The organism is Xanthomonas theicola, from assembly GCF_014236795.1.
In the GTDB taxonomy this organism is placed as follows: Bacteria; Pseudomonadota; Gammaproteobacteria; order Xanthomonadales; family Xanthomonadaceae; genus Xanthomonas_A; species Xanthomonas_A theicola.
This window is the reverse complement of record NZ_CP049017.1, coordinates 4,178,978-4,205,769: the sequence shown is the minus strand read 5'-3', so window position 1 is coordinate 4,205,769 and position 26,792 is coordinate 4,178,978. Positions and strand designations below refer to the sequence as shown.

Annotated in this window: 16 protein-coding genes and 6 pseudogenes; 11 read left to right on the top strand and 11 right to left on the bottom strand. The window is 69.7% G+C overall.

Going from position 1 to position 26,792, the window contains the following annotated elements:
* Positions 1-290: 290 nt before the first annotated feature.
* Positions 291-2,180: a tRNA uridine-5-carboxymethylaminomethyl(34) synthesis enzyme MnmG gene (gene mnmG, locus G4Q83_RS19710; protein ID WP_128420455.1), complete on the top strand. Its 1,890-nt coding sequence runs from the start codon at positions 291-293 to the stop codon at positions 2,178-2,180.
* Between the two features lie 253 nt (positions 2,181-2,433).
* Here mnmG and G4Q83_RS24985 read toward each other — a convergent pair.
* The 7 genes and pseudogenes from G4Q83_RS24985 to G4Q83_RS19680 form a co-directional block, all read right to left on the bottom strand.
* Positions 2,434-2,655, bottom strand: a pseudogene (locus G4Q83_RS24985) (transposase); the annotation flags it as partial.
* A 79-nt stretch (positions 2,656-2,734) separates the two neighbouring features.
* Positions 2,735-3,533: pseudogene (locus tag G4Q83_RS19700) on the bottom strand (IS5 family transposase).
* Between the two features lie 160 nt (positions 3,534-3,693).
* Positions 3,694-5,127 carry an efflux transporter outer membrane subunit gene (locus G4Q83_RS19695; protein WP_128421363.1) on the bottom strand — a complete coding sequence of 478 codons (1,434 nt, stop codon included), beginning with the start codon at positions 5,125-5,127 and terminating at the stop codon, positions 3,694-3,696.
* Positions 5,124-8,252: an efflux RND transporter permease subunit gene (locus G4Q83_RS19690; protein WP_128421362.1), complete on the bottom strand. Its 3,129-nt coding sequence runs from the start codon at positions 8,250-8,252 to the stop codon at positions 5,124-5,126. Before G4Q83_RS19690 ends, G4Q83_RS19695 begins: the two co-directional genes overlap by 4 nt.
* A gap of 9 nt (positions 8,253-8,261) precedes the next feature.
* Entirely contained in the window at positions 8,262-9,449 is a 1,188-nt protein-coding gene (locus G4Q83_RS19685; RefSeq protein WP_484621045.1) for an efflux RND transporter periplasmic adaptor subunit, read from the bottom strand.
* A gap of 106 nt (positions 9,450-9,555) precedes the next feature.
* Positions 9,556-9,687: a hypothetical protein gene (locus tag G4Q83_RS24125; RefSeq protein WP_281401983.1), complete on the bottom strand. Its 132-nt coding sequence runs from the start codon at positions 9,685-9,687 to the stop codon at positions 9,556-9,558.
* Between the two features lie 186 nt (positions 9,688-9,873).
* Positions 9,874-10,731 (bottom strand): PA4780 family RIO1-like protein kinase, encoded by an 858-nt coding sequence (locus tag G4Q83_RS19680; RefSeq protein WP_128421360.1) that lies wholly within the window; start codon positions 10,729-10,731, stop codon positions 9,874-9,876.
* A gap of 803 nt (positions 10,732-11,534) precedes the next feature.
* On the opposite strand from G4Q83_RS19680, the gene G4Q83_RS19675 reads away from it, so the two are divergent.
* Together G4Q83_RS19675 and G4Q83_RS19670 are read left to right on the top strand one after the other, a co-directional pair.
* A complete protein-coding gene (locus tag G4Q83_RS19675; protein ID WP_128421359.1) occupies positions 11,535-13,940 on the top strand; it encodes a membrane-bound PQQ-dependent dehydrogenase, glucose/quinate/shikimate family in 2,406 nt (801 codons plus the stop codon).
* Positions 13,941-14,056: 116 nt separating this feature from the next.
* Positions 14,057-14,917, top strand: a complete 861-nt coding sequence (locus G4Q83_RS19670; RefSeq protein WP_128421358.1) for an IclR family transcriptional regulator domain-containing protein — start codon at positions 14,057-14,059, stop codon at positions 14,915-14,917.
* Positions 14,918-14,962: 45 nt separating this feature from the next.
* Here the strand turns inward: G4Q83_RS19670 and G4Q83_RS19665 are convergent, their stop codons facing one another.
* Both G4Q83_RS19665 and G4Q83_RS19660 read right to left on the bottom strand, forming a co-directional pair.
* A complete protein-coding gene (locus G4Q83_RS19665; RefSeq protein ID WP_170069197.1) occupies positions 14,963-15,892 on the bottom strand; it encodes an alpha/beta hydrolase in 930 nt (309 codons plus the stop codon).
* Between the two features lie 102 nt (positions 15,893-15,994).
* A pseudogene (locus G4Q83_RS19660) lies at positions 15,995-16,935 on the bottom strand (LysR family transcriptional regulator).
* Positions 16,936-17,046: 111 nt separating this feature from the next.
* Between G4Q83_RS19660 and G4Q83_RS19655 the strand changes: the two are divergent.
* Positions 17,047-17,451: a RidA family protein gene (locus tag G4Q83_RS19655; RefSeq protein ID WP_128421357.1), complete on the top strand. Its 405-nt coding sequence runs from the start codon at positions 17,047-17,049 to the stop codon at positions 17,449-17,451.
* A gap of 8 nt (positions 17,452-17,459) precedes the next feature.
* Here G4Q83_RS19655 and G4Q83_RS19650 read toward each other — a convergent pair.
* A pseudogene (locus tag G4Q83_RS19650) lies at positions 17,460-18,258 on the bottom strand (IS5 family transposase).
* Between the two features lie 274 nt (positions 18,259-18,532).
* Between G4Q83_RS19650 and G4Q83_RS19645 the strand changes: the two are divergent.
* The 5 genes and pseudogenes from G4Q83_RS19645 to G4Q83_RS19625 all read left to right on the top strand — a co-directional run.
* A complete protein-coding gene (locus tag G4Q83_RS19645; RefSeq protein WP_425509777.1) occupies positions 18,533-18,790 on the top strand; it encodes a transposase in 258 nt (85 codons plus the stop codon).
* A gap of 44 nt (positions 18,791-18,834) precedes the next feature.
* The gene (locus G4Q83_RS19640; RefSeq protein WP_128421857.1) at positions 18,835-19,629 is read left to right on the top strand and encodes a lysophospholipid acyltransferase family protein; all 795 of its coding nucleotides are present in this window, start codon (positions 18,835-18,837) and stop codon (positions 19,627-19,629) included.
* Between the two features lie 71 nt (positions 19,630-19,700).
* A complete protein-coding gene (locus tag G4Q83_RS19635; protein WP_128421858.1) occupies positions 19,701-20,690 on the top strand; it encodes a YheT family hydrolase in 990 nt (329 codons plus the stop codon).
* A gap of 88 nt (positions 20,691-20,778) precedes the next feature.
* Positions 20,779-22,857, top strand: a pseudogene (locus G4Q83_RS24120) (tetratricopeptide repeat protein).
* A 21-nt stretch (positions 22,858-22,878) separates the two neighbouring features.
* Positions 22,879-23,476: pseudogene (locus tag G4Q83_RS19625) on the top strand (YbhB/YbcL family Raf kinase inhibitor-like protein); the annotation flags it as partial.
* Between the two features lie 203 nt (positions 23,477-23,679).
* On the opposite strand, the gene G4Q83_RS19620 reads toward G4Q83_RS19625, so the two are convergent.
* Positions 23,680-24,471 (bottom strand): undecaprenyl-diphosphate phosphatase, encoded by a 792-nt coding sequence (locus tag G4Q83_RS19620; RefSeq protein ID WP_128421140.1) that lies wholly within the window; start codon positions 24,469-24,471, stop codon positions 23,680-23,682.
* 220 nt (positions 24,472-24,691) lie between these two features.
* On the opposite strand from G4Q83_RS19620, the gene glnA reads away from it, so the two are divergent.
* Together glnA and G4Q83_RS19610 are read left to right on the top strand one after the other, a co-directional pair.
* A complete protein-coding gene (gene glnA, locus G4Q83_RS19615; protein ID WP_128421141.1) occupies positions 24,692-26,101 on the top strand; it encodes a type I glutamate--ammonia ligase in 1,410 nt (469 codons plus the stop codon).
* Between the two features lie 336 nt (positions 26,102-26,437).
* Positions 26,438-26,776, top strand: coding sequence for a P-II family nitrogen regulator (locus G4Q83_RS19610; RefSeq protein WP_128421142.1), 339 nt, complete (start codon positions 26,438-26,440; stop codon positions 26,774-26,776).
* Positions 26,777-26,792 lie beyond the last annotated feature (16 nt).

The window sequence follows — 26,792 nt, the reverse complement described above, 5'->3', positions numbered from 1 at the left end:
TGGTTGCTGGCGCGGGATCCGGATCGCGGGCATAAAAAAAAGGGCCGGCAGTCCCCCGACTACCGGCCCTCTGCTTCCCCAACGTGCGCGTGACTGGCCCCTGTTCCAATTCCAGTCATACGCCCCTGACGCAATGCCACGTTGGGTGCAGTAGGGATATCCGCAGATTGCATGCCAACTTGAGCGCGGGATCCGAAAACTGTGATACAAACCCTGAAATTAACGTTTTCCGGCGCGCGCGGCCCGCGCGCGCCCAGCTCGGTCCCCGCGGTCCGGTTGACGAGGACGCGATGAGCGATTCCTTCTACCGCTACGACGTCATCGTGATCGGCGGCGGCCATGCCGGCACCGAGGCGGCGCTGGCGTCCGCGCGCGCCGGTGCCCACACCCTGCTGCTGACCCACAACGTCGAGACGGTCGGCGCGATGAGCTGTAATCCGGCCATCGGCGGCATCGGCAAAGGCCACCTGGTCAAGGAGATCGATGCGCTGGGCGGGGCGATGGCGCATGCCGCCGATCTGGCCGGCATCCAGTGGCGTACGCTCAACGCGTCCAAGGGACCGGCGGTGCGCGCCACCCGCTGCCAGGCCGACCGCAGCCTGTACCGCAGCGCGATCCGCCGCCTGGTCGAGGCGCAGCCGGGCCTGAGCCTGTTCCAGGCCGCGGTCGACGACCTGATCGTGGACGGCGAGCGCGTGCGCGGCGTGGTCGCCCAGACCGGCCTGCGCTTCGAGGCGGCCGCGGTGGTGCTGACCGCCGGCACCTTCCTGGCCGGCAAGATCCACATCGGCCAGACCCAGTACGCCGGCGGCCGCGCCGGCGACCCGCCGGCCACCGCGCTGGCGCACACGCTGCGCGAAGGCCGCTTCGGCGTGGACCGGCTCAAGACCGGCACCCCGCCGCGCATCGACGGGCGCAGCCTGGACTACGCGGCGATGCAGCAGCAGCCCGGCGACGATCCGCTGCCGGTGATGTCCTTCCTCGGCGACCTCGCCGAGCATCCGCGCCAGGTCTCCTGCTGGATCACCCATACCACCGAGCGCACCCACGAGATCATCCGCGGCGCGCTGGACCGCTCGCCGCTGTACACCGGGCAGATCGAGGGCATCGGCCCGCGCTACTGCCCGTCGATCGAGGACAAGGTGGTGCGCTTCGCCGACAAGGCCAGCCACCAGATCTTCGTCGAGCCGGAAGGGCTGGATGTGGTCGAGATCTACCCCAACGGGATCTCCACCTCGCTGCCGTTCGACGTACAGCTGGCGCTGGTGCGCTCGATCCGCGGCTTCGAGCGGGCGCACATCACCCGCCCCGGCTACGCCATCGAGTACGACTTCTTCGACCCGCGCGGGCTCAAGGCCTCGCTGGAGACCAAGGCGATGGCCGGGCTGTTCTTCGCCGGCCAGATCAACGGCACCACCGGCTACGAGGAGGCCGCCGCGCAGGGCCTGGTCGCCGGGCTCAACGCCGCCCGCCAGGCGCGCGGTCTGGCGCCGTGGTCGCCGCGCCGCGACCAGGCCTACATCGGCGTGCTGATCGACGACCTGATCACCCACGGCACCACCGAGCCGTACCGCATGTTCACCAGCCGCGCCGAGTACCGGCTGCAGCTGCGCGAGGACAACGCCGACGCGCGCCTGACCGGCATCGGCCACGACCTGGGCCTGGTCGGCGAGGCGCGCTGGGCGCGGTTCCAGGCCAAGCAGGACGCGGTGGCGCGCGAAAACGAACGGCTGCGCGCGTTGTGGGCCACGCCGGGCAACGCGCTGGGCCGCGAGGTCGCGGCGACGCTGGGCGTGGCGGTCAGCCGCGAGACCAACGTGCTGGACCTGATCAAGCGCCCGGAACTGGACTATGCCGCGCTGATGCGGGTGCCGGCGCTGGGTCCGGGCGTGGACGACGCGCAGGTCGCCGAGCAGGTGGAGATCGGCATCAAGTACGCCGGCTACCTGGACCGCCAGCGCGAGGAGATCGCGCGCCAGCAACGCCACGAGGACACGCCGATCCCGAAGGCCTTCGACTACGCGCAGGTGCGCGGGCTGTCGGCCGAGGTGCAGCAGAAACTGCAACGGGTGCGCCCGCAGACCGTTGGCCAGGCGCAGCGCATCCCCGGCATGACCCCGGCGGCGATCTCGCTGCTGCTGGTGCACCTGGAACGCGCGCGGCGCAGCCGAGTGGCGTGAGCGGCGCCGCTACGGCATATCGGCCGACAGCGGTAGCCTTGCAGGCATTTGACGCGTTTTCTCGACAGCTGCTGCCCCACCTCCTCGGGCTGGGCCTTCCTATGATCTGGCCGCCATGGGCAATGAACCCGGCCTGCTGCAACTGCAGACTCACTGCTGCGCTGATGTCGCCCATCAGGTCCTTCGCCTTGAGCCGCTCACGCCACACCCAGACCGTCTTGGCGTCGGGAACCTTGCCGCTGTGTTCCAGCCCAAGGAACCGCTGGAAGCTACGCCGATCCGGCACCTGGTACTCCAGTGCATTGTCAGAGAGGTTGTACGACGGCTGCAACAGCAGCAGCTTGATCATCGCCACCGTCGGCCAGGCGGGACGGCCGCCACGCGAACCCGTCCCCCAGGATAGTTTCGCGTCCACCGCCTTGGCGGGCGCCGCACGATCGATATGGCACGACAGCAGCGCCGGCGGATCGCCCATCTGTTGGCGCTTGGACTCGCGCTCGTGTGCGGCCAACAGCTGATCATCGCAGGGTCTCGGCTGTCTTCTTAGAACCTGTTCACGATCTTTTGAGTAGTAGTGTCAGGCATGCCAGGTGGATGAACTGCAAGCTGGTGTTGAGCTTGCGCTCGCAGTTCTTCCATAGCCTTCGGTTCTTTTCCAGCCACGCAAAGCTGCGTTCGACGCTCCAGCGCTTGGGCATGACCTTGAAGGTGTGCAGTTCGCTGCGTTTGGCGATCTGCACCGTGACTTGCTTGCCCAGGATCTCTCGTACGCCTTCGGCGAACGGTTCTCCGGTATAGCCGCTATCGCACAACAGGCTTTGCACGTGTCCCAGGTTCGGCTTGCAACGATCCAGGGATTGGAGCGCGCCTTTGCGGTCGGTCACTTCCGCCGTCGTCACCGCGACCGCATGCGGCAGGCCTTGGGTATCGACGGCGATGCGACGCTTGATCCCCGAGACCTTCTTGCCCGCGTCATAACCCTTCTGGCCGGCCGTGTCCGTGTTCTTCACGCTCTGTGCGTCCACGATCAAGAACGTGCTGCAAGCGTTGCGCCCCTGTCCCTGGCGGGCCGCGCCAACCTGATTTCTTGAGCGCCCGCTCCAGCAGGCTCACTCCTTCATCGTCTGGTTCGCTCCACTTGGCAAAGTAGCAGTGCACGGTGCGCCACTTCGGGAAGTCGCTGGGCAGCGCTGGCCACTGACAGCCGGTGCGCAGCAGGTACAGCACCGCGCACCACACGTCCTACAGATCCACGGTCCGTGGCTTGGTACGCTTGCGCGCCTGCTCCAGAATGGGGCGGATCTGCTCGAACCGCTCCCGGCTCATGGCACTCGGATACGTCTTTGTGCGCATCCGCAGAGTTTGCACTACCCGGGAAAGATCGTGAACAGGTTCTTACACCCTATGACGCCAAAGCAGGGGGATTTTCAGCGTTGCCCTGAAGTCGCTCCCACAAGTGGCATCGGCTGGATCGAAGATGCGCCGGCACCTTCGCTGGGCCGACGCGCTGCGTTCAATGGTCGACGGCGGGACCTGCCGCGCCCGCATCCGCGCCGCCGCCGAGCGCCGTGTACAGCGCGACCCGGTTGCTGTCGTCCTGCAGCCGCAAGCCGATCAGATCCCGCTGCGCGGCGTACAGCGAACGCTGCGCGTCCAGCACCTGCAGGTAGTCGTCCACGCCGGCGCGGTAGCGCGCCTCGGCCAGCGTATGGCTGCGCCGCGTCGCCTCCACCAGCGCCTGTTGCGCGGTGAGCTGCGCGTCGATGTGATCGCGCTGCGCCAGCGCGTCGGCGACGTCGCCGAAGGCGCTCTGGATGGCCTTCTCGTATTGCGCCACGGCGATGTCCTTGCCGATCCTGGACACGTCCAGCGAGGCCTTCAGCGCACCGGCATGGAAGATCGGCGCGGTGAGGTTGGGCACGAACGACCAGGTCCGCGCGCCGGCCGAGAACAGCGTGGACAGCGCGTCGCTGCCGCGCCCGGTGGATGCGGTCAGGGTCAGGGCCGGGAAGAACGCCGCGCGCGCCGCACCGATGTCGGCGTTGGCCGCCTTCAGCGCATGCTCGGCGGCGAGCACGTCGGGGCGCTGCAGCAGCACCGTGGCATCCAGCTGCGCCGGCACCGGCGCCAGCGCCACGCTGCCGTCGACCGCATCGGCGCCGGCCAGCAAGGCCGCGTCCACCGGCGCGCCGACCACCAGTTGCAGCGCATCGCGGGCCTGGGCGAGCTGGGTCGCGTCGCGCGCCACATCGACCCGCGCCGCTTCCACGCTGCTCTGGATCTGCGCCAGGTCCAGGCCAGAGCCGATGCCGTTGTCGTGCTGGTCGCGGCTGCGGCGCAGCGTCTGCTCCTGGCTTTCCAGGGTCTGCTGCGCCAGGGCCAGCAGTTGCTGGTCGGCGCCGACCGCGAGCCAGTCGTCGGCGATCTCGCCGATCAGGCTCAGGCGCACGCCGCGTTGCGTCTCGCCGCTGGCCAGCCAGGTTTCCAGCGCTTCGTCCTTCAGGCTGCGCACGCGCCCGAACAGGTCCAGCTCCCAGCTGCTGATGCCGACCTGCAGCGTGTCGCTGCTGCCGATCTGCGCGGTGCCGGTGGCGCTGGCGCTGGCGCTGGTTCGCTGGCGGCTGCTGCTGGCGCCGGCATCCACCGACGGCGCCAGCGCCGCGCGCTGGATCCGGTACTGCGCGCGCGCCTTGTCGATGTCGAGCATGGCCACGCGCAGGTCGCGATTGTTGTCCAGGCCCAACGCGATGACCTGGCGCAGCCGCGGATCCAGGAACACCGCGTGCCAGTCCGGCAGCGCGTCGCCGGCGCCAGGCGTGGCGATGGCCGCGTTGCCGAACTTCTGCGGCACCGGCGCGGCCGGGCGCGCATAGCGCGGGGCCATGCTGCAGCCGGCCAGCGCCGCGCAGCAGGCCAAGGCAAGCGAGCGTTGCGAACGCGCGCTCATGAGTTGGCCTCCAACGGCGGGCGGGCGGGCCCAGGAAACAGCCTGCGCACGATGACATAGAACAAGGGCACGAAGAACAGGCCCAGGGTGATCGAGGCCAGCGTACCGCCGGTCACGCCGGTGCCCAGTGAGTGGCGCGCGGCCGAGCCGGCGCCGTGACTGAACACCAGCGGCAGCACGCCGAGCAGGAACGCCAGCGAGGTCATCAGGATCGGCCGCAGGCGCATCTGCATCGCGTGCAGGGTGGCGGCCAGCAGGCTTTCGCCACGGCGCTCCAGCTCGCGCGCGAACTCGACGATCAGGATGCCGTTCTTGGCCGCCAGGCCGACCGTGGTCAGCAGGCCGACCTGGAAATACACGTCGTTCTGCAGGCCGCGCAGGGTCATCAGCAATACCGCGCCGAACACGCCCACCGGCACCGCCAGCATCACCGCGAACGGGATCGCCCAGCTTTCGTACAGCGCCACCAGGCACAGGAACACGAACAGCAGCGAGATCGCGTACAGCGCCGGCGCCTGGTTGGCCGACAGCTTCTCCTGGTAGGCCATGTCCGACCATGCATAGCCGAAGCCATGCGGCAACTGCTTGCTCAGTTCGGCCATGGCGTCCATCGCCGCGCCGGAGCTGACGCCCGACACCGCCTGGCCGGTGAGCTCCATCGCCGACACGCCGTTGTAGCGCTCCAGCGCGGCCGGCGCGCTGGTCCAGTGCGAGGTGGTGAAGGCGGACATCGGCACCATGTTCCCGCTGGCGTTGCGCACCGTCCAGCGCTGCAGATCCTGCGGCACCATGCGCGCATCGGCGTCGCCCTGCACGTACACCTTCTTGATGCGGCCCTTGTAGATGAAGTTGTTGACGAAGTCGCCGCCGAGCGCACTGTTGAGCGTGGCGTTGATGTCGCCTGGCTCCACGCCCAGCGCCTGGGCTTTGTCGTCGTCGATCTTGACCGCGTAGACCGGCGCGTCCTCCAGGCTGGCGTAGCGCACGTCCCGGAGCTTGGGATCGTGCCCGGCCAGGCGCAGCAGCTTGTCGCGTGCGCCCACCAGAGCGGCGTGGCCGAGGCCTTCGTAATCCAACAGCTCGAAGGTGAAGCCGGAGGCGTCGCCCAAGCCGGTGATGGCCGGCGGCGAGGTCACGAACAGCTCTGCGTCGGGCACGTCGGCCAAGGCCTTGTTGAGATGCGCGGCGATGGCGTCGGCGTCGTCTTCGCGGTCGTCCCAGTCCTTGAGGCGGACGAAGGCCATGCCGACGTTCTGGCCAGCGCCGGTCACGCTGAAGCCGGCCGAGGACAGCACCGAGCGCACGCCCGGCTCGTGCAGCGCGGCTTTGGTCAGGCGGTCGGTCACCGCCAGGGTCTGCTCCAGGGTGGAGCCGGCCGGCAGCTTGACCAGCACGTTGAGCATGCCCTCGTCCTCGTCGGGCAGGAAGGCGCCGGGCAGGCGCCACAGCAGCACGCCGGTGACGCCCAGCAGCAGCGCGTAGGCGAGCAGGCCCAGCGCGCGCCGGCCCAGCACCCGCTCGACCAGCGCGCGGTAGCGTTCGGACAGGTGGTGGAAGCGCGTGTTGAACCAGATGAAGAACCAGCCGAGGCGACCGTGCGAACCGGTCGGCGCCTCGCCCCGGTGCAGCGGCTTGAGGATGGTCGCGCACAGCGCCGGGGTCAGGGTCATCGCCACCAGCACCGACAGGATCATCGAGGCGGCGATGGTGATGGAGAACTGCCGGTAGATCACTCCGGTGACGCCGTTGAAGAAGGCCATCGGCACGAACACCGCGGTCAGCACCAGCGCGATGCCGACCAGCGCGCCGCCGATCTGCTGCATCGAGCGCAGCGTCGCCTCCTTCGGCGGCAGCCCTTCCTGGCCCATGACCCGCTCCACGTTCTCCACCACCACGATGGCGTCGTCCACCAGCAGGCCGATCGCCAGCACCATCGCGAACATGGTCAGGGTGTTGATCGAGTAGCCGAACGCGGCCAGCACGCCGAAGGTACCCATCAGCACCACCGGCACCGCGATGGTCGGGACCAGCGTGGCGCGCCAGTTCTGCAGGAACAGGTACATCACCGCCACCACCAGCAGCACCGCTTCGATCAGGGTGATGACCACTTCCTTGATCGAGGTGGTCACGAACGGCGTGGTGCTGAAGGCGATGTGGTAGTTGTAGCCGTGCGGCCAGTATGGCTTGAGCTCCTGCAGGCGCGCGTCGATCGCTTTGGACGTTTCCACCGCGTTGGCGTCGGCGTTCAGCTCGATGCCGAGCGAGGCCGACGGCTTGCCGTTGAAGCGGGTGATGCTGTCGTAGGTTTCCGGGCCCAGGCCGATCTTGGCCACGTCGGACAGGTGCACCGCCGCGCCGCCGGGACCGCTCTTGAGCACGATCGCGCCAAACTGCGCCGGCGTATGCAGGCGGCTGCGCGTGGTCACGGTCGCATCCAGGCGCTGCCCGCGCAGAGCCGGCTGGCCGCCGATCTCGCCGGCCGACACGTCGGTGTTCTGCGACTGCAGCGCGTTCTCCACGTCCGAGGGCATCAGCGCGTACTTGCGCAACTTCTCCGGATCCAGCCAGATGCGCATGGCGTACTCGGACCCCATCGGCTGGATGTTGCCCACGCCGCTGACGCGGCTGATCTGGTCGTCGATGTTCGATTCCATGTAGTTGGCGACATCGAAGTTGTCCATGCCGTCGTCGTCGGAGGTGAACGCCACCACCTCGAACAGCGAGCCGCTGGACTTGGTGATGACCAGGCCGTTCTGCTGCACCGCCTGCGGCAGCAGCGACATCACCGACTGCAGCTGGTTCTGCACCTGCACCTGCGCGGTGTCGGCATTGGTGCCGGTCTCGAACACCAGGTTGACCTGCGCGGTACCGTCCGAGGCGCTGGTCGAGGTTATGTACAGCAGGTGATCCAGGCTCTGCTGCGACTGCTCGATCAGCTGGGTGACGGTGTTCTCCACGGTCTGCGCCGAGGCGCCGATGTAGGTGGCGCGCACGGTGATGGTCGGCGGCGCCATGTGCGGATAACGCTCGACCGGCAGCGCATGGATGGCCAGCATGCCGACCAGGACGACGGCGATGGCCATGACCCAGGCCACCACCGGGTGGTTGACGAAGAAACGCGACATGGCAGCTCCTCAGTCGGCCTGGGCGTCGCCCGGCACCGCCGACGCGGCCGCGAGCTGCGCTGCGCTGACCGCGTACGGCGTGACGGGCTTGCCGATCTCGGCGCGACTGCCGTTGACCACGATCAGCCGCTCGCCCGGCTTCAGTCCGGCCTCCACCACCCAATCGTGGCCCACGGTATCGCCGGTGCGGATACGGCGCTCCACGACCCGATTGTGCGCGTCGAGCAGCTTCACCAGCGGCTCGCCCTTGCTGTCGCGGGTCACCGCCTGCTGCGGCACCAGAATCGCGCTCGGGTCGCTGGCCACCGGCAGCAGCGCGCGCAGGTACATGCCGGGCAGCAGCAGGTGCTGCGGATTGGGAACGACCACGCGCAGGGTCACACCGCCGGTGCCGGGATCGACCGATGTTCCCACGAACTGCAGCGTGCCGGGATGCGGATAGACGCTGCCGTCCTCCAGCCGCACCCGCACCGCCACCTTGCCGTCGGTGGCCTGGATGCGGCCGGCGTCGAGCTGCTGGCGCAACGACAGCAGCTGCGTGCTGGACTGGGTCACGTCCAGGTAGATCGGGTCCAGGCGCTGGATCTTGGTCAGCGCCGCGTCCTGTTGCGCGGTCACCAGCGCACCGGCGGTGTAGGCCGAGGTGCCGATGGTGCCGGAGATCGGCGCCGTCACCCGGGTGTAGTCGAGATTGATGCGCGCCGCCTGCAACGACGCCTGTGCCGCCACCACGTTGGCCTCGGCTTCCTTCAAGGCGGCCATCGCGTCGTCGGCATCCTGTTTGCTGGCCGCATCCAGGCCGACCAGGGTGCGGTAGCGCTCGGCCTTGGGACGCGCGGCGAGCACCGCGGCCTGGGTCTGCGCGAGCTGTCCGCGGGCGGTGTCGTAGGCGGCCTGGTACGACGCCGGATCGATCTGGTAGAGCACCTGCCCGGCCGCGACCTCCTGGCCCTCGGTGAACAGTCGCTTGCGCACCAGACCGTTGACCTGCGGGCGAACGTCGGAGACCTCGTAGGCGACGATGCGCCCGGGCAAGGTCTGCTGCACCGGCAAGGCCTGCGCGCTCACCGCGATGGTGCCGACCTTGATCGGCGACGGCGCTTGCGCGGTGGGCGAACACCCTGTCGCCATCGCCAGAGAGACAACAATGGATCCACAGGGCATGAAACAACGAGGCGCGGCGAAGGCATCGAACATGAGCGTCGAAATCGAAGGGGGGCGGGAGGGAGGACCGACGTGCGCAACGCTACACGAAATGCATTACCGCGATACATTCGCACGAAAACGGCAGTCAGCTGCCACTTCAACTTTCGTTCGCGCGCAGAAAGATCGACGAAAGATTCGTATTGTCGCGATACGTTCGTATCGCGACAATACGAATATTCCAGATTGCGATGCGCGAGCGCTTGCCGATCGCGTGCCGGCGCTGCGTCATGCCGCGGTCATGGCCATCCCGTGGCCACAGCGGTCGGTAGCGACGATGGCGAGCATCCGCAGGCGCGGCTGCACGGACGCTACGGGCGCCACCGATGCGATCGGGCGCGCGCCGTGGCCATCGCTGCGCATCGGAGATGGAACTTTTCCGGCAGCGGCGTCCTGCACGACGCACTGTCGCGTGCGATCAGTCCTCGTCCGCCGCGGCCTCGCGGCCCTGCTGGCGGATGATCGCTTCCTGGCGCGCGTCCTCGATCGAATCGCGCACCGCGCGCACGTCGGCGCGGCGGGTGTCGAACACGAAGCGGCCAGTGAGCGCGCTGTCCGGGCGCAGCGCGCCCTGCTCGTACAGCGCCCACATCTCTTCGCCGTAGTGGGTGGCGTTGAGCTCGGGCGCGAAGCGGCCCAGGCAGTCGCGCAGGTTGTGCACGTCGCGCAGCAGCATGTCGCGCGCGGCGTTGTTGCCGGCAGCGCTGACTACCTGCGGGAAATCGATCACCACCGGGCCGGCGGCGGCGACCAGCACGTTGTATTCGGACAGGTCGCCATGCACCAGGCCTAGGCACAGCATCTTCACCACGTCGCCGATCAGTTGCGCATGGTAAGCGCGCGCCTGCTCCGGCTCCAGCTCCACTTCGCCCAGCCGCGGCGCGCTCCGCCCGCCGGCATCGGTGACCAGGTCCATCAGCAGCACGCCGTGGAAGTAGCCGCGCGGTTGCGGCACGTGCACACCGGCATCCACCAGTTGGTAAAGGGTGTTGGCCTCGGTGTCCTTCCACGCGGCCTCCTGCTCGCGGCGGCCGAACTTGGTCGCCTTGCCCATCGCCCGCGCCTGGCGGCTGCCGCGCACCTTGCGGCCCTCCTGGTATTGCACGCGCGCCTGGAAGCTGCGCTGCGCCATGTCCTTGTAGACCTTGGCGCACAGCACGTCGTTGCCGGCCTGGACCACGTACACGGCGGCCTCCTTGCCGCTCTTGAGCGGACGCAGCACGCTGTCGATGACGCCAACGTCGATCAGCGGCTGCAAGCCCTGGGGGGGTTTCATCGGGCGCGGGAACCTGGAAGGGAAAACCGGATTATGGCGCAATCGCACCTTTGCACCCGGCGACGGCAGCGCCGCTGTCTACTCTCTACGCTGGCGGAGTAGAGTAGCGGCGCGCGCGGGCGCATTCCACATATCAACACGGCAGAGGGTGTCATGAGCAAGGGCATGGACCAGAAGAAGAGCGACAAGAAGCAGCCGACCAAGACGCTGAAGGAAAAACGCGCGGCCAAGAAGGAAAAGAAGAAGTAGCAGGCGCATCCGGCGAGCTCGCGCCACGGGCTCGCCGGACCGCGGCCGCAGGCGGCGCGCAGCGCACTGCGATCCGGGGCATCCGCGGATCAGCCGGACGGCCGCACAAGCGCCACGGTCCGCGCATCCGCCGCAGGCACACGGACCCAGGCCAATCGCTGCCGCGTTCGCCGCTCGCCACACACCTTCTGGCGCCCGCGCGCAACGGATTCATCCATCCTGACAGAGCTCGCCTGGCCGGCCTGCGGGCGTGCCATCGTTTCCCGGGCAGGCCGTGGCATGCGCGACCGCGGCACGGGGCGTTGCGGCCAACACGGAAAATTCGCACGCTTGTGCGATAATCGACCCGACATTTTCGGGCTGTGTCCTCAGCCGGTGTCGCCTGCCTGGGGCGCCGTGCCGCCATCGCGTCTGCCGGCACGGGCGGCGGGCGGCAAGGCGCCTTTCGCTCGGTCAGGACCGGGCCGTTCCCCTTGCTGTCTCATGAGAACGCCCGAGCACATCGCCGTGCCGCGCATGCGGACGGCTTCGGATTCTCCGGAGGAACGCGCAACGTGAATACGCAATCGGACGTCACGGCCCTGGGCCGCGGACTGCTTTGGGTCGTGGGGCTGCTGCTGGCCGTGATAGGCGCCGTGCTGCTGGTCGGCGGCATCCGCCTGGCGACGGAGGGCGGTAGCGGCTACTTCCTGGCGATGGGCCTGGCCACGCTGGTGGCCGGCGTGCTGGTGCTCGCGCGCCGGCCGGCGGGCGCGCTGCTCTACGCCGCGGCCTTCGTTGCGACGATGGCCTGGGCGCTGTGGGAGGTGGGGCTGGCGTTCTGGCCGCTGGTCTCGCGCCTGGTGGCGCCGGCGGTGCTGGCGCTGCTGGTGGCCCTGCTGTGGCCGACGCTGCGCCGCAGCCGCCGGCAGCCGGCCGGCCGCGGCGCCTATGCGCTGTCGGCCCTGCTGCTGGCCGGCCTGGCCGCCACCGCGGCCTACGCGTTCGTGCCGCACCCGATCGTGGCCGCGCCCGGCGACGCGCCGGTCACGCCGGTGGCGCAGGGCGCCGCGCAGAAGGACTGGATGCACTGGGGCAACACCCCCGGCGGCACGCGCTTCGCCGCGCTGGACCAGATCAACCGCGACAACGTCGGCCAGCTGCAGGTGGCCTGGACCTACCGCACCGGCGATGTGCCCACCAGCAACGGCTTCGGCGCCGAGGACCAGGCCACGCCGCTGCAGGTCGGCGACACCGTGTTCGTCTGCACCCCGCACAACCAGGTGTTCGCGCTGGACGCCGACAGCGGCCGCAAGCGCTGGTCGTTCGATCCCAAGGCCAGCGCGCCGAACTGGCAGCGCTGCCGCGGCCTGGGCTACCACGATGCCGCCGCCGCGCCGGTCGCCGCGGTCCCGGCCGGCAGCGTGCCGCCCGCGCCGGTGGCGGCCGACGCGCTCTGCCGCCGCCGCATCGTCATGAACACCGTCGACGCCCATCTGTTCGCGCTCGACGCCGACACCGGCAAGCCATGCGCCGACTTCGGCCAGGACGGCGCGGTCGACCTCAAGGCCGGCATGGGCGAGGTCAAGCCAGGCTTCTACACGCTCACCGCCGCGCCGCTGATCGCCGGCGACCTGATCGTGGTCGGCGGCCGCGTCGCCGACAACATCGAGGTGGGCGAGCCGTCGGGCGTGATCCGCGCCTTCGACGTGCGCAGCGGCGCGCTGGTCTGGGTCTGGGACCTGGCCAGGGAGACCCCGGACACCCCGCTGGACCCGAACATCCACTACACCCGCGCCACGCCCAACGTGTGGACCTCGATGGCCTACGACCCCGCGCTGGGCCTGATCTACCTGCCCACCGGCAACACCACCCCGGACGCCTGGGGCGGCGAGCGCACGCCGCAGGACGACAAGTACAGCTCGTCGGTGGTGGCGCTGGAGGCCGCGACCGGACGCGTGCGCTGGCACTACCAGACCGTCCACCACGACCTGTGGGACTACGACGTGCCGGCGCAGCCGACCCTCGCCGACGTGCCCGACGGCACGGGCGGCACCGTGCCCGCGCTGCTGCAGGTGACCAAGGCCGGCCAGATCTTCATGCTCAACCGCGCCACCGGCCAGCCGATCGCCCCGGTGCAGAACGTGGCCGTGCCGCAGGGCAAGGCCGAGGGCGAGCGCTACGCGCCGACCCAGCCGCTGTCCACCGGGCTGCCGCAGATCGGCACCCAGACCCTGACCGAAGCCGACATGTGGGGCGCCACCCCGATCGACCAGATGCTGTGCCGCATCCACTTCCGGCAGATGCGCTACGACGGCATGTACACCCCGCCGGGCGAGGACCTCGCACTGCAGTGGCCTGGCTCGCTGGGCGGCATGAACTGGGGCAGCGCCTCGCTCGACCCGACCACCGGCTACCTGTTCGTCAACGACATGCGCATCGGCCTGTGGATGCGGCTGATCCCGCGCAAGGAGATGGAGAACCAGAAGGCCGGCGGCGTGGAGATGGGCGCGGCCTCGCAGACCGGCACGCCGTACGGCTCGCTGCGCGACCGCTTCGTCTCCAAGCTCGGCATCCCCTGCCAGAAGCCGCCCTACGGCACGCTGTCGGCGATCGACCTGGCCACGCGCAAGCTGGTGTGGCAGGTGCCGGTCGGCACGGTCCGGGACACCGGCCCGCTCGGCATCAAGATGGGGCTGCCGATCCCGATCGGCATGCCGACGCTGGGCGGCTCGCTGGCCACCCAGTCCGGCCTGCTGTTCTTCGCCGGCACCCAGGACTACTACCTGCGCGGCTTCGACAGCCATACCGGCAAGGAGATCTGGAAGGCGCGGCTGCCGGTGGGCAGCCAGGGCACGCCGATGACCTACGTCTCGCCCAGGACCGGCCGCCAGTACATCGTGGTGACCGCCGGCGGCGCGCGCCAGTCGCCGGACCGCGGCGACTACGTGATCGCCTACGCGCTGCCGGAGAAGCGCTGATCGCGGCACGGGAACCGGCCGTGCGCCGGTTCCCGCGGCGATGTGCAGGCCGCCGCCGCGCAGGCGGCCGTGCAGCGCTTACCATGGGGGTACCCGATGGATCGCAGCTTCCTCTGATGTCCGACACCCCCGCTTCCCCAGGCCGGCGCAAGGCCGCCCCCGGCACGCCGCCTGCCGAGCGCGGGCTCACCCACGAGCTGATGCGTCAGATCGACGGGCTGCAGGGCGACCCAGACTTCATGACCTCGCTGGCGCGCGGCCTGGCCGTGCTCAGTGTGTTCGCCCAGCATGCGCGCGAGGTCACGATGTCGCAGATCAGCACCGAGACCGGGATCTCGCGCGCGGCGGTGCGGCGCGTGCTCTACACCCTCGCCCGGCTCGGCTACGTCGGCGAGCAGGGCCGCGGCTACGTGCTGCTGCCGCGCGTGCTCGGCATCGGCGGCGCCTACGTGGCGTCCTCGTCGATGACCGCGGCCGCGCAGCCGGTGCTGGACGCGCTGCGCGACGAGGTGCGCGAGTCGTGTTCGCTCGGCGTGCTCGACGGCGACGACCTGCTCTACATCGCCCGCGCCGAGACCGTGCGCATCATGTCGATCGGGCTGCGCGCCGGCAGCCGGCTGCCGGCCTACTGCACCTCGATGGGCCGCGTGCTGCTGGCGGCGCTGCCGCACGACACCCTGGAGGGCTACCTGGAGCGCAACCCACTGCGCCCGCGCACCGAGCGCACCCTCACCGGCCCGCGCGAGTTCCTGGAGATGCTGGCGCGGGTGCGCCGCGAGGGCGCCTCGCTCACCGACCAGGAGCTGGAGATCGGCCTGCGCTCGATCGCGGTGCCGGTGCGCAACCGCCGCGGCGAAGTCATCGCCGCGCTCAACATCGGCACCCAGGCCGGGCGCGTGAGCCTACAGGCGGTGCAGACCCAGCTGCTGCCGCCGCTGAAGGACGCCGCGCAGCGGCTCGGCGCCCTGCTGAGCTGAGCGCCCGCACGCGCGGCGCCGCAGCTCGCGCCCATGGCCACGCGGCTAGCGCGGCCGGCGCAGGAACGCGACCACCGCCTCGACCCAGGCCGCATGCGTGTCCTCCACGTGCGCGACATGATCGGCGTGCGGCAGCGTGACCCACGTGCGATCCCCGCTGCGCAGGCGCGCGTACAGGTGCGCGTTCTCCGGCTGGGTGGCGAGCGGGTCGTCGACGCCGCGCAGCAGCAGTACCGGGACCTTGGCCACCTGCTCGGGACGGTAGGCGAACTGCTCCGGCGCGCGCCAGTCCGCGCGCACCGGATCGGCGGCCAGCGCCTGCGCCACATAGGCCGCCCGCACCGCCGGCGATGCCGCGCCGGGCGTGAGGAAATCCGAGCCGGCGGCCTCGGCGGTGGTGCGCACGCGCGGTGGCTCGGCCGGTGTCGCCTCCGGCGCGGGCGGCGCCTCGACATCGTCGGGAAACCCGTACAGCACCAGCGCCGACAGCGCCGGCGACGGCGCCTGCGCCACCAGCAGCGCGATCCGGGCGCCGTTGGAATAGCCGAGCAGCGCCGGCGGCGGCAGCCGCGGATGCCGTTGCGCGATCCAGCCCAGCGCCGCGCACACGTCCGCCGCCGCGCGATCCGGCGTGTTCCAGCCACTGCGGTCGCGCGCGCTCGCCCCGTAGCCGCGCAGGTCCAGCGCATAGGCCGCGTAACCGGCCCGTGCCAGCGCCGCCAGCACCGAACGCGTATCGGCGGGCTCGCCCGGCACCTGCAGGTCGAAGTTGGGCAGCGAACTCCAGGTCCGGCCATGCACCAGCAGCACGCTGCCGCGCGGCTGCGCCGGCACCCGCGACCACAGCGCCAGCCCCTGCCCGTCGTCGGCCCGCACCTGCGCCAGCGCGGTGCCCGGCCCGGGCTGCGGGCGGGCCTGCACGTGCGCGCACGGCAGCCACAACAGCCATGCGAGGCAGAGGAGGTGGTGGATCATCATGGCGCGGCTCCTGGACGGCGGGCCTGCCAGCCTAGCGCGCGCCGGCAGCGCGCGCCGTCCTTTCGCCGGTGGCGGCCAGGCCCGCCGCGCACTCGCCGGTCATGCCCCGGCCCGGCCGATCCGGGGCGCATGCATGGCCATCAGGGCCACGATCCAGTCGACGAACACCTGGCGCCGATGTGGCGGTGGGACGGAAACACCACGTACATCGGCATCGGATCCAGCCGCCAGTCCTCGAACAGCGCCACCAACTCCCCGCGCTCCCGGTGCGGCCGGGCCATGTACTCGGGCAGCCAGAGCGCGCCCAGCCCGGCCAGGCCGGCGGCGAGATAGGCATTGCCGTCGTCGACCGCGAGCACATGGCGGCCCTGCACATGCACGTGCTCGCCGTGGCGGCGCAGGGCGTAGGGCATCGGCTTGCCGCTGCGCGCCCACAGGAAACCCACCGTGCGGTGGTGGCCCTCCTCCAGCGCACGCGGGTGCAGGGGCGTGCCGGCCCGCTGCAGATAGTCCGGCGTGGCATAGACGCCGAGCCGCAGGTCGCCCACGTGGCGCGCCACCAGCGACGGGTCGGTGAGTTCGCCGCCGCGGACGACGCAGTCCACGTTTTCGTCGATCAGGTCCACCCGGCGGTCGCTGACCCCATGTCGAGCTGGATGTCGGGGTATTGCGCATGGAAGGCCGGCAGCGCCGGAATCAGGATCAGGCGCGCCAGCGGGCTGGGCACGTCCACCCGCAGGCGGCCACGGGCGACGCCGCCGCGCTGGACAGGCCGGCCTCGGCCTCGTCCAGGTCGGCCAGCAGGCGCACCACCCGCGCGTAGTAGGCGGCCCCGTCGGCGGTGACGTTGACCTTGCGCGTGGTGCGGTTGAGCAGCCTGACCCGCAGCCGCGTCTCCAGCTGCTGCACCAGCTGGCTCACCGTGCTGCGGCTCATCCGCAGCGTCTCGGCCGCCCGGGTGAAGCTGCCGGTCTCCACCACCCGCACGAATGCCTGGATCGCATCGAAACGGTCCGTCCGCTGCACTCCCGACCGGCCATTGTCCGGATTCTACGGACAGTGTTGACCGGATGGGCGCGTTTATCCGCCCGATCCGGACAACTAAGGTGGGTCTCCCCCATCGATCGCGATCCCTCTGACGGAGCGTCTTCATGACAGCACGTGATGTCGTCTTTCCCGCCGGCCGCCAGGCGCTCTACGCGCGCAACCGCTATTCGCCGGCGATCCACGCCAACGGATTCCTGTTCGTCTCCGGGCAGGTCGGCAACCGCGAGGACGGCTCGTCCAAACCGACGCTGGAGGCGGAGGTCCGGCGGGCGTTCGAGAATCTCGATGCCATCCTGGCGGCGGCCGGCTGCACGTTCGACGATGCGATCGACGCCACCGTGTTCCTGGTCGATCCCGAAGCCAACTTCGAGCGGGTGTGGACGGTGCTGTCGGCACACTGGGGCGATGCGCCTCACCCGACGCTGACCGGCATCGGGGTCACCTGGCTGTACGGCTTCCAGTTCGAGATCAAGGTGATCGCGAAGCTGCCGCAGACCATGGCGGCGTAAGAACCTGTTCACGATCTTTTGAGTAGTAGTGTCAGGCATGCCAGGTGGATGAACTGCAAGCTGGCGTTGAGCCTACGCTCGCAGTTCTTCCATAGCCTTCGGTTCTTTTCCAGCCACGCAAAGCTGCGTTCGACGCTCCAGCGCTTGGGCATGACCTTGAAGGTGTGCAGTTCGCTGCGTTTGGCGATCTGCACCGTGACTTGCTTGCCCAGGATCTCTCGTACGCCTTCGGCGAACGGTTCTGCGGTATAGCCGCTATCGCACAACAGGCTTTGCACGTGTCCCAGGTTCGGCTTGCAACGATCCAGGGATTGGAGCGCGCCTTTGCGGTCGGTCACTTCCGCCGTCGTCACCGCGACCGCATGCGGCAGGCCTTGGGTATCGACGGCGATGCGACGCTTGATCCCCGAGACCTTCTTGCCCGCGTCATAACCCTTCTGGCCGGCCGTGTCCGTGTTCTTCACGCTCTGTGCGTCCACGATCAAGAACGTGCTGCAAGCGTTGCGCCCCTGTCTCTGGCGGGCCGCGCCACCCTGATTTTTTGAGCGCCCGCTCCAGCAGGCTCACTCCTTCATCGTCTGGTTCGCTCCACTTGGCAAAGTAGCAGTGCACGGTGCGCCACTTCGGGAAGTCGCTGGGCAGCGCTGGCCACTGACAGCCGGTGCGCAGCAGGTACAGCACCGCGCACCACACGTCCTACAGATCCACGGTCCGTGGCTTGGTACGCTTGCGCGCCTGCTCCAGAATGGGGCGGATCTGCTCGAACCGCTCCCGGCTCATGGCACTCGGATACGTCTTTGTGCGCATCCGCAGAGTTTGCACTACCCGGGAAAGATCGTGAACAGGTTCTAAGAGCCAATCTGCATGGCCAGGACGGGACGCCCAGCGAAGATTCAAGCCGACTGCGGTGCATCTGGCGGCCCTGCGCACGCTGGGGGTTCGGCATGTTCCCAGCGCCCAGGCGGTGGTGGTCAGGCAGGCCGCGCCGGGACCACCTCGCTACGGCTACACCGATGCCCATCGCCGTCACGAGCCGGAGCAAACCTGTCCCCGTTGCCTGACCGATGCCGAGTGGGCGTTGGTGCAGGACGTGTTCGAGCAGGCGGGCAGCGGCGGACTGCCACCCGAGATCCGCCGCCGAACCTTGGTCGATGCGTGTTGCTACGGGGTGCGCGCCGGCGGTGCGTGGCGGATGCTGCCGACCCATTTCCCGCGCTGGCAGAACGTCCATCGCACCTTCCGGCGCTGGAGCGAGCAAGGCAATTTCGAGCGGATGCATGAGCGTCTTGGCGAGCAGTGGCGCCAGCGTCTGCGCCACGCACAACCGTCTTCATGCTGACACAATAGGGTGCTTCCTTCCCCGCTTGCGGTACCCTTGTCCGGATGAGCGAGTTCTCCCCACCCGCCACGCGCCAACACGGTGGGGCGCTGCGCTGGGTCCGTTACGGCTACCGTGTTCCGCTGCTGGCGCTGCATGTGTTCCTGTCGCTGCCGTTCCTGCTGGCGTGCATGGCGCTGTCGCCCGGCCGCGCCTGCACCGAATCGTTCGGCGACCGCGTGGTCTGCTGGTGGTCGACCCGGCTGCTGGGCATCTTCGGCCTGCGCGTGCGCCGCATCGGCACGCCGCTGCCCAATCCGGCCCTGTTCGTGGCCAACCACGTCAGCTGGATCGACATCGTGATGCTGCACAGCCAGCGCATGATGGGCTTCGTCGCCAAGCGCGAGATCGCCGGCTGGCCGCTGGTCGGTTGGCTGGCCACGCGCGGGCAGACCATCTACCACCAGCGCGGCAGCACCGCGTCGCTCGGCGGGGTGCTGCAGGCGATGCTGGAGCGGCTGCGCTCGGGGCGTTCGGTCGGCGTGTTCCCGGAAGGACGCACCCGCGGCGGCCATGACGTCGGCCCGTTCCATGCGCGCATCTTCCAGGCCGCGGTCCAAGCCGAGGTGGCGGTGCAGCCGGTGGCGCTGCGTTATGGCGCCGGCGGCGCGGCGCAGACGGTCGTCGCGTTTGCGCCGCACGAAAACTTCTTCGCCAATTTCCTGCGCCTGCTCGGCGAGCCGGGACGCGTCGCCGAGGTGCACTTCCTGGAGCCGATCCGGCTGCAGGACGTGGACGGGCGCCGGCGCATCGCCGAGACCGCGCGCGCGCGCATCATCGCGGCAATGGCGCAACGCTGAACCATGCAACACTGCGGCGCAGACGATTTGACCTATTGCTCCAATCGCCCGGCGCAAGCTCGCTGCCGATGATGAATGCCGCCGACTACCTGCCCCCGCGTTGGCTGCGCAACCCGCACCTGCAATCGGTGCTGGGCTCCAGTGCATTGCGCCTGCGCCGCGGCGAACAACTGCTCGCCGCCAGCGGCGCGACCACCACCTCGCACATCCTCGACGGCGGCGACGGCGTGCGCCTGCAGGGCTGGCTCAGCATACCGGCAGGCGCGGCGCCGCACGGCACCGTCCTGCTGCTGCACGGCTGGGAGGGCAGCGCCGACTCCAGCTACATGCGCCTGACCGCCGCGCAGCTGCTGGCGCGCGGCTATCAAGTGTTCCGGCTCAACTTCCGCGACCACGGCGGCACCCACCACCTCAACGTCGACCTGTTCCATTCCGAGCGCCTGGACGAAGTGGTCAACGCCGCCGGCGACCTGTGGCGGCGCTTCCCGGCGCCGGCGCTGCTGGCCGCCGGCTATTCGCTGGGCGGCAACTTCGCCCTGCGCCTGGCGCTGCGCGCGCCGGCCGCCGGCCTGCCGCTGCACCGCGTGGCGGCGGTATGCCCGCTGCTGGACCCGGCCACCACCATGCAGCGGATCGAGAACGGCCCGCAGTTCTACGACTGGTACTTCCGCCGCAAGTGGCGCGAATCGCTGCTGCGCAAGCGCGAGCTGTTCCCCGAGCGGCACGGCTACGACGATGCCACGCTGGCGCTGGACATGCGCGAGTTGATGGCCTGGCTGGCAAAGCGCCACGCCGGCTTCGCCAGCCTGGAAGACTACTTCGACAGCTACTCGATCGCCGGCGAGCGGCTGCTGGGCCTGCGCGTGCCGGCCGACATCCTGATCGCCGAGGACGACCCGGTGATCCCGCTGGACGATTTCCGCCGCTGGCGCCTGCCGCCGCCGGCGCGGCTGGAGGTCACGCGTTGGGGCGGACATTGCGGCTTCATCGAGAACGCGCGCGGCGACGGCTTCGCCGAGCGCTGGGTGGCCGAGCGCCTGACCGACGGCCTGGCCGGCTAGGGCCAGGCGGCGCGAGCGCGCCGTGCCTGCGCGCCGCCGCGGGCACGGCGGACGGTCCCAATGCCGGTTTGCCCCGAGCCGGACTCTCATGCAAGAGCAAATTCGCGACGCCCTGCGCCGCCAGGCCAACGCGGAGGCGCTGCGCATCGCCCAGGCCTGGGTGGCCGACGCCGCCGGCGACGCGCAGGCGCATCGCTGGCTGGCGCTGGCACAGCAGCAGAGCGGCGACGCCGCCGCCGCGGCGCTGCACAGCATCGGACAGGCGCTCGCGCTGGCGCCGGAAGACGCCGGCCTGCATCTGCTGCGCGCCGGCTTGCTGCTCAGCGGCAACGACCTGGCCCAGGCCGACGCCGCGTTGGCACGCACCGCCGCGTTGGATCCCAACCAGTTCCTGGCCTACGTGATGCGCGGCCACCTGGCGCTGGGCCGCGGCGACCTGGACGAGGTGGAGCGGCTCAGCCGCACCGCTGCGCGGCTGGAGCCCGACCATCCGCAGCTGCTGGGCCTGGACGGCATGCTGGCGCTGCGCCGCGGCGACGCCGACCAGGCATTGGCGCTGTTGTCGCGCGCCAGCAACGCACTGCCCGACGATCCGCGGCTGCTGTACGCGCTGGGTTTCGCCTACCTGGACAAGCAGCACCTGGCCTTCGCCGAGACCGCGTTCCGCCGCGTTGCTGCACTCGCCCGCGGCACCAGCGCGCTGATGGCGTTGGTCGCGCAGCTGGCGCACCGCCAGGGCCCCGCCTGGATGATGCGATCGCGGCGCTGGACGCGGTGCTGGCCGACCCGCTCAGCGACACCGCCGGCATGCGCCGGCTGGCCGGCGAATACGCCTTGCAGGCCGGACGCCCGGCCGACGCGCTGGAGCACCTGCAGCGCGCGCTGGCCGTCGCCCCGGCCGATCGCCGCACCCTGCATGCGGCGCTGATCGCCTGGCAGCGGCTGGGCGCGGTCGACGATGCCCGTGCCACCCTGGAAGCGGCGCTGGCCACCACCGCCGATGCGCACGACCTGTGGCTGGCGCGGCTGGCGCTGGAGCCGGTCGGCGGCGCCGAGGCGCAGGCGCTGATCGCGCGCTGGCAAGCGGCCATGCCGGGCCACGTGCCGGCGCTGGAGGCGCAGCTGCCGGTGCACGACATGGCCGGCCAACACGATCAGGGCGAGGCGGTGGCGCAGCGTATCGTGGCGCTGGAGCCGGGCCGCATCAGCGGCGAGGAACGCCTGGTCGAAGCGCTGCTCGAGCGCGGCGCGCACGACGCGGCCATCGCCCACGTACAGCAGTTGATACAGCGCATGCCCGAGCACGAACGGACCGCGCTGCGACCCTGGCTGGCGGCGGTGCAGGACGGTGCCGGGCGTCCGGCCGAGGCGCTGGTGAGCTGGCGGGCGTTCCAGCAGGCCCAACTGCCGCCGCGGCTACCGCTGCCGCCGCTGGGCACCGCCGCGGCGCCGTGGCCGGCGCTGGCCGAGATCGATCCCGCAGGCGCGCGCGGCCGCTGTTCTTGTGGGGTGCGCCCGGCAGCGGCGTGGAGCGGGTGATCACGGTAATGGACGCGGTCAGCCAGGTGCTGCACAGCGACCGTTTCGGCGCGCAGCCGCCGACCGACGGCTTCCAGCGCTACCGCACCATTTCCCAGCTCGACAGCGGCGAACTCGACGGCATCGCGCTGCTCGCCGACTGGCGCGCGCAGCTGCCGGCGCGCGGCATCGACGACGGCAACGTCGTCGACTGGCTGCTGTGGTGGGACAACGCTTTGCTGCACGCGCTGCGCCCGCTGCTGCCGGAAGGGCGGCGGCTGGTCGCGTTGCGCGATCCGCGCGACATGCTGCTGGACTGGCTGGCCAACGGCGCCCCGGCGCCGCTGGGGAAGGCCACCCCGGAGACCGGCGCACGCTGGCTGGCGGCGGTGCTGGGCCAGGTCGCCGGCCTGCACGAGAGCAGGACCTGTATCCGCATCGCCTGCTGCGCCTGGACGGCATCGAGGCCGATCCGGCCGGCATGGCCGCGGCGCTGGAGCAGGCTTTCGGCATCCCGTTCCCGAGCGTGCCCACGATCGGGCCGCCGCGCCTGCCGTCCAGCCACTGGCATGTCTATGCCACGCCGCTGGCGGACGCGTTCGCGCTGCTCACGCCGGTGGCCGTGCGCCGCGGCTACGCCGAAACCTGATTTCCCCACAGGAGTTTTCGCATGCGCCTGCGCAGTGACAGCATCCAACCCGGCCAGCCGATCGCGGCGCGCGACGCGATCGGCCGGGCCGACGGCTTCGCCGCCAACCGCAATCCGCACCTGGCCTGGGACGATGTCCCGGCCGGCACCGCTTCGTTCGTGCTGCTGTGCATCGATCCGGACGTGCCGACCATGGCCGCCGTGGTCGGCCGCGACGACGTGCAGATCCCGTTCGAACAGTTGCGCACCAATTTGGTGTGTTGGGCTGCCGTTGAGATTCCGGCCGAGGTCCGCGCGATCGCCGAAGGCAGCGCCAGCGACGGCGGCGTCGCCAAGGGCAAGCGGCAACCGCCCGGCGTGCCCGGCGCGCGGTAGGGCTTGAACGGCTATACCGGCTGGTTCGTCGGCGATGCCGAGATGGGCGGCGACTACGACGGCCCGTACCCGCCGGCCAACGACCTGCACCTGCACCGCTATTTTTTCCGCTTGTTTTCGCGCTGGACGTGGCCACGTTGGCATTACCGTGCGCTTCGCCGCCGCCGATGCGCTGCGCGCGATGCAGGGCCACGTGCTGGGCAAGGCCAGCCTGCACGGTACGTACAGCCTGAAACCCGCCCTCGCTCAGGCCCCACCCCCTCGGGAGAGCGGGGGGGGGGGGGGGGGGAAGGTTCTTCGATGCGAAACGTCTCACGGATTTGAGCGTGCCGTTCCCTCAGCCGCCCCTGCGGGCACCCTTGCCCGAAAAAGGGGAAGGTGCCCCGCTGGAAGCAGGGAGCAGCCGCTAGCCCGCTTCCGGTTGGGGGGACAAAGGGTCCGGCCGCCTCAGGCCGCCGGCAGCCACAGCAACAACGCCGCACCCAGCACGATGCGATACACAGCGAAGGCGGTGAAGCGGTGCGACTTGATGTAGCCCAGCAGCCACTTCACCACCGCGAAGCCGCTCAGCACCGCGGCGGCGAAGGCGATGGCCACCTCGCCCCAGTCCTCGCTGCCCAGCGCGCCGTCCTTGTACAGTTCCAGGAACGAGTAGCCGCTGGCCGCGAACATGGTCGGAATGCCGACCATGAAGGCGAAGTCGGCCGCGGCCGCGCGCTTGCTCAGGCCCAGCAGCATCGCCACGAAGATCGTCGCGGCCGAGCGCGAGGTGCCGGGGAACACGCCGGCCACCACCTGCGCCAGGCCCACCGCGATGGCGACCTTCCACGTGACCACGTCGCGCTCGGGCAACTTGCCGGCAAAGTGCTCGGCCACCAGCATCCACACACCGCCGATCACCAGTGCCCAGGCCACCGGCTGCACCGTTTCCGGCAGCTGCCAGCCGGCCCTGCGCACCGCCAGGCCGACCACCGCGGTGACCAGGAACGCGGTGCCCAGCTTGAACACATAGCCGCGATTGGCGCGGTCGCCAAGCCCGGTGGCCAGTGACCACAGCTTCTGCCGGAACACCAGGGTGGTGGCCAGGATCGCACCGGCCTGGATCACGATGTTGAAGAAGTCGGAGCGGCGGCCGAGCCATTGCTCGGCGATCAGCAGGTGGCCGGTGCTGGAGACCGGCAGGAATTCGGTCAGGCCTTCGAGGAGGCCCAGCAGCAGGGCGGAAAACATGTCGCTCATGGGAGGGGGGGCAGCTCGTGGGAAGGAGAACCGGGCAAGGATAGAACATTGCCTCAAGCACCACTCTGGTGCGGAAAGTAGCCAGTGAATCGATTTGGTGCATCGATCTCGCCCCGTTGACGTGCTGCCTTCACCAAAATCAAGGACTTGTGAATCCATCGCAGTTGGCACGCCGATTGCTCTTCACCGTGCAAGTCATTCACCACCCGAGGTTTCATCGATGTCTGCGGAAAATATTGAGAAACTCGTCAAGGACAACAAGGTCGAGTTCGTCGACCTGCGGTTCGTCGATATGCGCGGCGTGCAGCAGCATGTGACCTTCCCCGCCAGCATCATCGAGCCGGCGCTGTTCGAGGAGGGCAAGATGTTCGACGGCAGCTCGATCGCGGGCTGGAAGGGCATCAACGAATCGGACATGGTCCTGCTGCCCGACACCGACACCGCGTTCGTCGATCCGTTCATGGCCGATCCGACCCTGGTCCTGACCTGCGACATCCTCGACCCGGCCACCATGCAGAGCTACGACCGCGATCCGCGCGGCGTGGCCAAGCGCGCCGAGGCCTATCTCAAGTCCAGCGGCATCGCCGACCAGGCGTTCTTCGGCCCGGAGCCGGAATTCTTCATCTTCGACGGTGTGCGCTTCGGCAACGACATGGGCCATACCTTCTTCAAGATCGATTCGGAAGAAGCAGCGTGGAGCAGCGGCAGCAAGATCGAAGGCGGCAACAGCGGCTATCGCCCGGCGGTCAAGGGCGGCTACTTCCCGGTGCCGCCGACCGACTCGCTGCAGGACCTGCGCGCAGAAATGTGCAAGACCCTGGAGCAGGTCGGCATCGAGGTCGAGGTGCACCACCACGAAGTGGCCACCGCAGGCCAGTGCGAGATCGGCACCAAGTTCAACTCGCTGGTGAAGAAGGCCGACGAACTGATGATGATGAAGTACATCATCAAGAACGTGGCCTACCGCAACGGCAAGACCGCGACCTTCATGCCCAAGCCGATCGTCGGCGACAACGGCTCGGGCATGCACGTACACCAGTCGCTGGCCAAGGGCGGCACCAACCTGTTCTCCGGCGACGGCTACGGCGGCCTGTCGCAGCTGGCGCTGTGGTACATCGGCGGCATCTTCAAGCACGCCAAGGCGATCAACGCCTTCGCCAACTCCGGCACCAACAGCTACAAGCGCCTGGTCCCGGGCTTCGAGGCGCCGGTGATGCTGGCCTACTCGGCGCGCAACCGCTCGGCCTCGTGCCGCATTCCATGGGTGTCCAACCCCAAGGCGCGGCGCATCGAGATCCGTTTCCCGGATCCGTTGCAGTCCGGCTACCTGACCTTCGCGGCACTGATGATGGCCGGCCTGGACGGCATCAAGAACCAGATCGACCCGGGCGCGCCCAGCGACAAGGATCTGTACGATCTGCCGCCGGAAGAAGAGAAGAAGATCCCGCAGGTGTGCTCCAGCCTCGACCAGGCGCTGGAAGCGCTCGACGCCGACCGCGAGTTCCTGAAGGCCGGCGGTGTGTTCAGCGACGACTTCATCGACGGCTACATCGCGCTGAAGATGCAGGAAGTGACCAAATTCCGCGCCGCAACGCACCCGCTGGAGTACCAGCTGTATTACGCCAACTGAGTTCCACGGGCGGCGATGGCGAAGGTCTCCCCTCCCTCCTTCGCCATCGCCGCCACCTACTCGGCTGGGGAGCCGTGCAGGTGGTCCGCCTGGAACCGGACGCAGCTGCAGGCGCTTTTCCCAGGGGATGCACCACAGCAACACCGCGCTTGCGTGCCGTGGGCCACGCTCCCTCCCATGTCGCCGGTGCACGCCGCCCCCGGCGTGCGCCGCGCCACGGCGTGATCCGCCGGGACGCGCACCGCGCAGCAGGACGGCGCCATCGGCGCCGTGCACGACAAGCAAATCGCCGGTCGGCGTTCGGCGGCCGGTTCCTTCCACCAACGGGGTATGCGCATGAAACTGATCACCGCCATCATCCGGCCATTCAAGCTCGACGAGGTCCGCGAGGCTCTGTCGCAGACGGGCGTGTCCGGCATCACCGTCACCGAGGTCAAGGGCTTCGGCCGGCAGAAGGGCCACACCGAGCTGTACCGCGGCGCCGAGTACGTCGTCGACTTCCTGCCCAAGATCAAGATCGAGACCGTGGTGACCGACGAGCGCCTGGACGCCGTGGTCGAGGCGATCCAGACCGCGGCCGGGACCGGCAAGATCGGCGACGGCAAGATCTTCGTCACCGCGATCGAACAGGTCATCCGGATCCGCACCGGCGAGATCGGCGCAGATGCGCTCTAACCCCACCTTGGAGCCG

Excerpts from the sequence above, each read along its gene's own strand:
- G4Q83_RS19665 (WP_170069197.1), bottom strand. The coding sequence starts at position 15,892 with ATGATCCACCACCTCCTCTGCCTCGCATGGCTGTTGTGGCTGCCGTGC.
- G4Q83_RS19610 (WP_128421142.1), top strand. The coding sequence starts at position 26,438 with ATGAAACTGATCACCGCCATCATCCGGCCATTCAAGCTCGACGAGGTC.
- G4Q83_RS19655 (WP_128421357.1), top strand. The coding sequence starts at position 17,047 with ATGACAGCACGTGATGTCGTCTTTCCCGCCGGCCGCCAGGCGCTCTAC.
- G4Q83_RS19690 (WP_128421362.1), bottom strand. The coding sequence starts at position 8,252 with ATGTCGCGTTTCTTCGTCAACCACCCGGTGGTGGCCTGGGTCATGGCC.
- G4Q83_RS19620 (WP_128421140.1), bottom strand. The coding sequence starts at position 24,471 with ATGAGCGACATGTTTTCCGCCCTGCTGCTGGGCCTCCTCGAAGGCCTG.
- mnmG (WP_128420455.1), top strand. The coding sequence starts at position 291 with ATGAGCGATTCCTTCTACCGCTACGACGTCATCGTGATCGGCGGCGGC.
- G4Q83_RS19685 (WP_484621045.1), bottom strand. The coding sequence starts at position 9,449 with ATGTTCGATGCCTTCGCCGCGCCTCGTTGTTTCATGCCCTGTGGATCC.
- G4Q83_RS24125 (WP_281401983.1), bottom strand. The coding sequence starts at position 9,687 with ATGACGCAGCGCCGGCACGCGATCGGCAAGCGCTCGCGCATCGCAATC.
- glnA (WP_128421141.1), top strand. The coding sequence starts at position 24,692 with ATGTCTGCGGAAAATATTGAGAAACTCGTCAAGGACAACAAGGTCGAG.
- G4Q83_RS19680 (WP_128421360.1), bottom strand. The coding sequence starts at position 10,731 with ATGAAACCCCCCCAGGGCTTGCAGCCGCTGATCGACGTTGGCGTCATC.
- G4Q83_RS19695 (WP_128421363.1), bottom strand. The coding sequence starts at position 5,127 with ATGAGCGCGCGTTCGCAACGCTCGCTTGCCTTGGCCTGCTGCGCGGCG.
- G4Q83_RS19640 (WP_128421857.1), top strand. The coding sequence starts at position 18,835 with ATGAGCGAGTTCTCCCCACCCGCCACGCGCCAACACGGTGGGGCGCTG.
- G4Q83_RS19670 (WP_128421358.1), top strand. The coding sequence starts at position 14,057 with ATGTCCGACACCCCCGCTTCCCCAGGCCGGCGCAAGGCCGCCCCCGGC.
- G4Q83_RS19635 (WP_128421858.1), top strand. The coding sequence starts at position 19,701 with ATGAATGCCGCCGACTACCTGCCCCCGCGTTGGCTGCGCAACCCGCAC.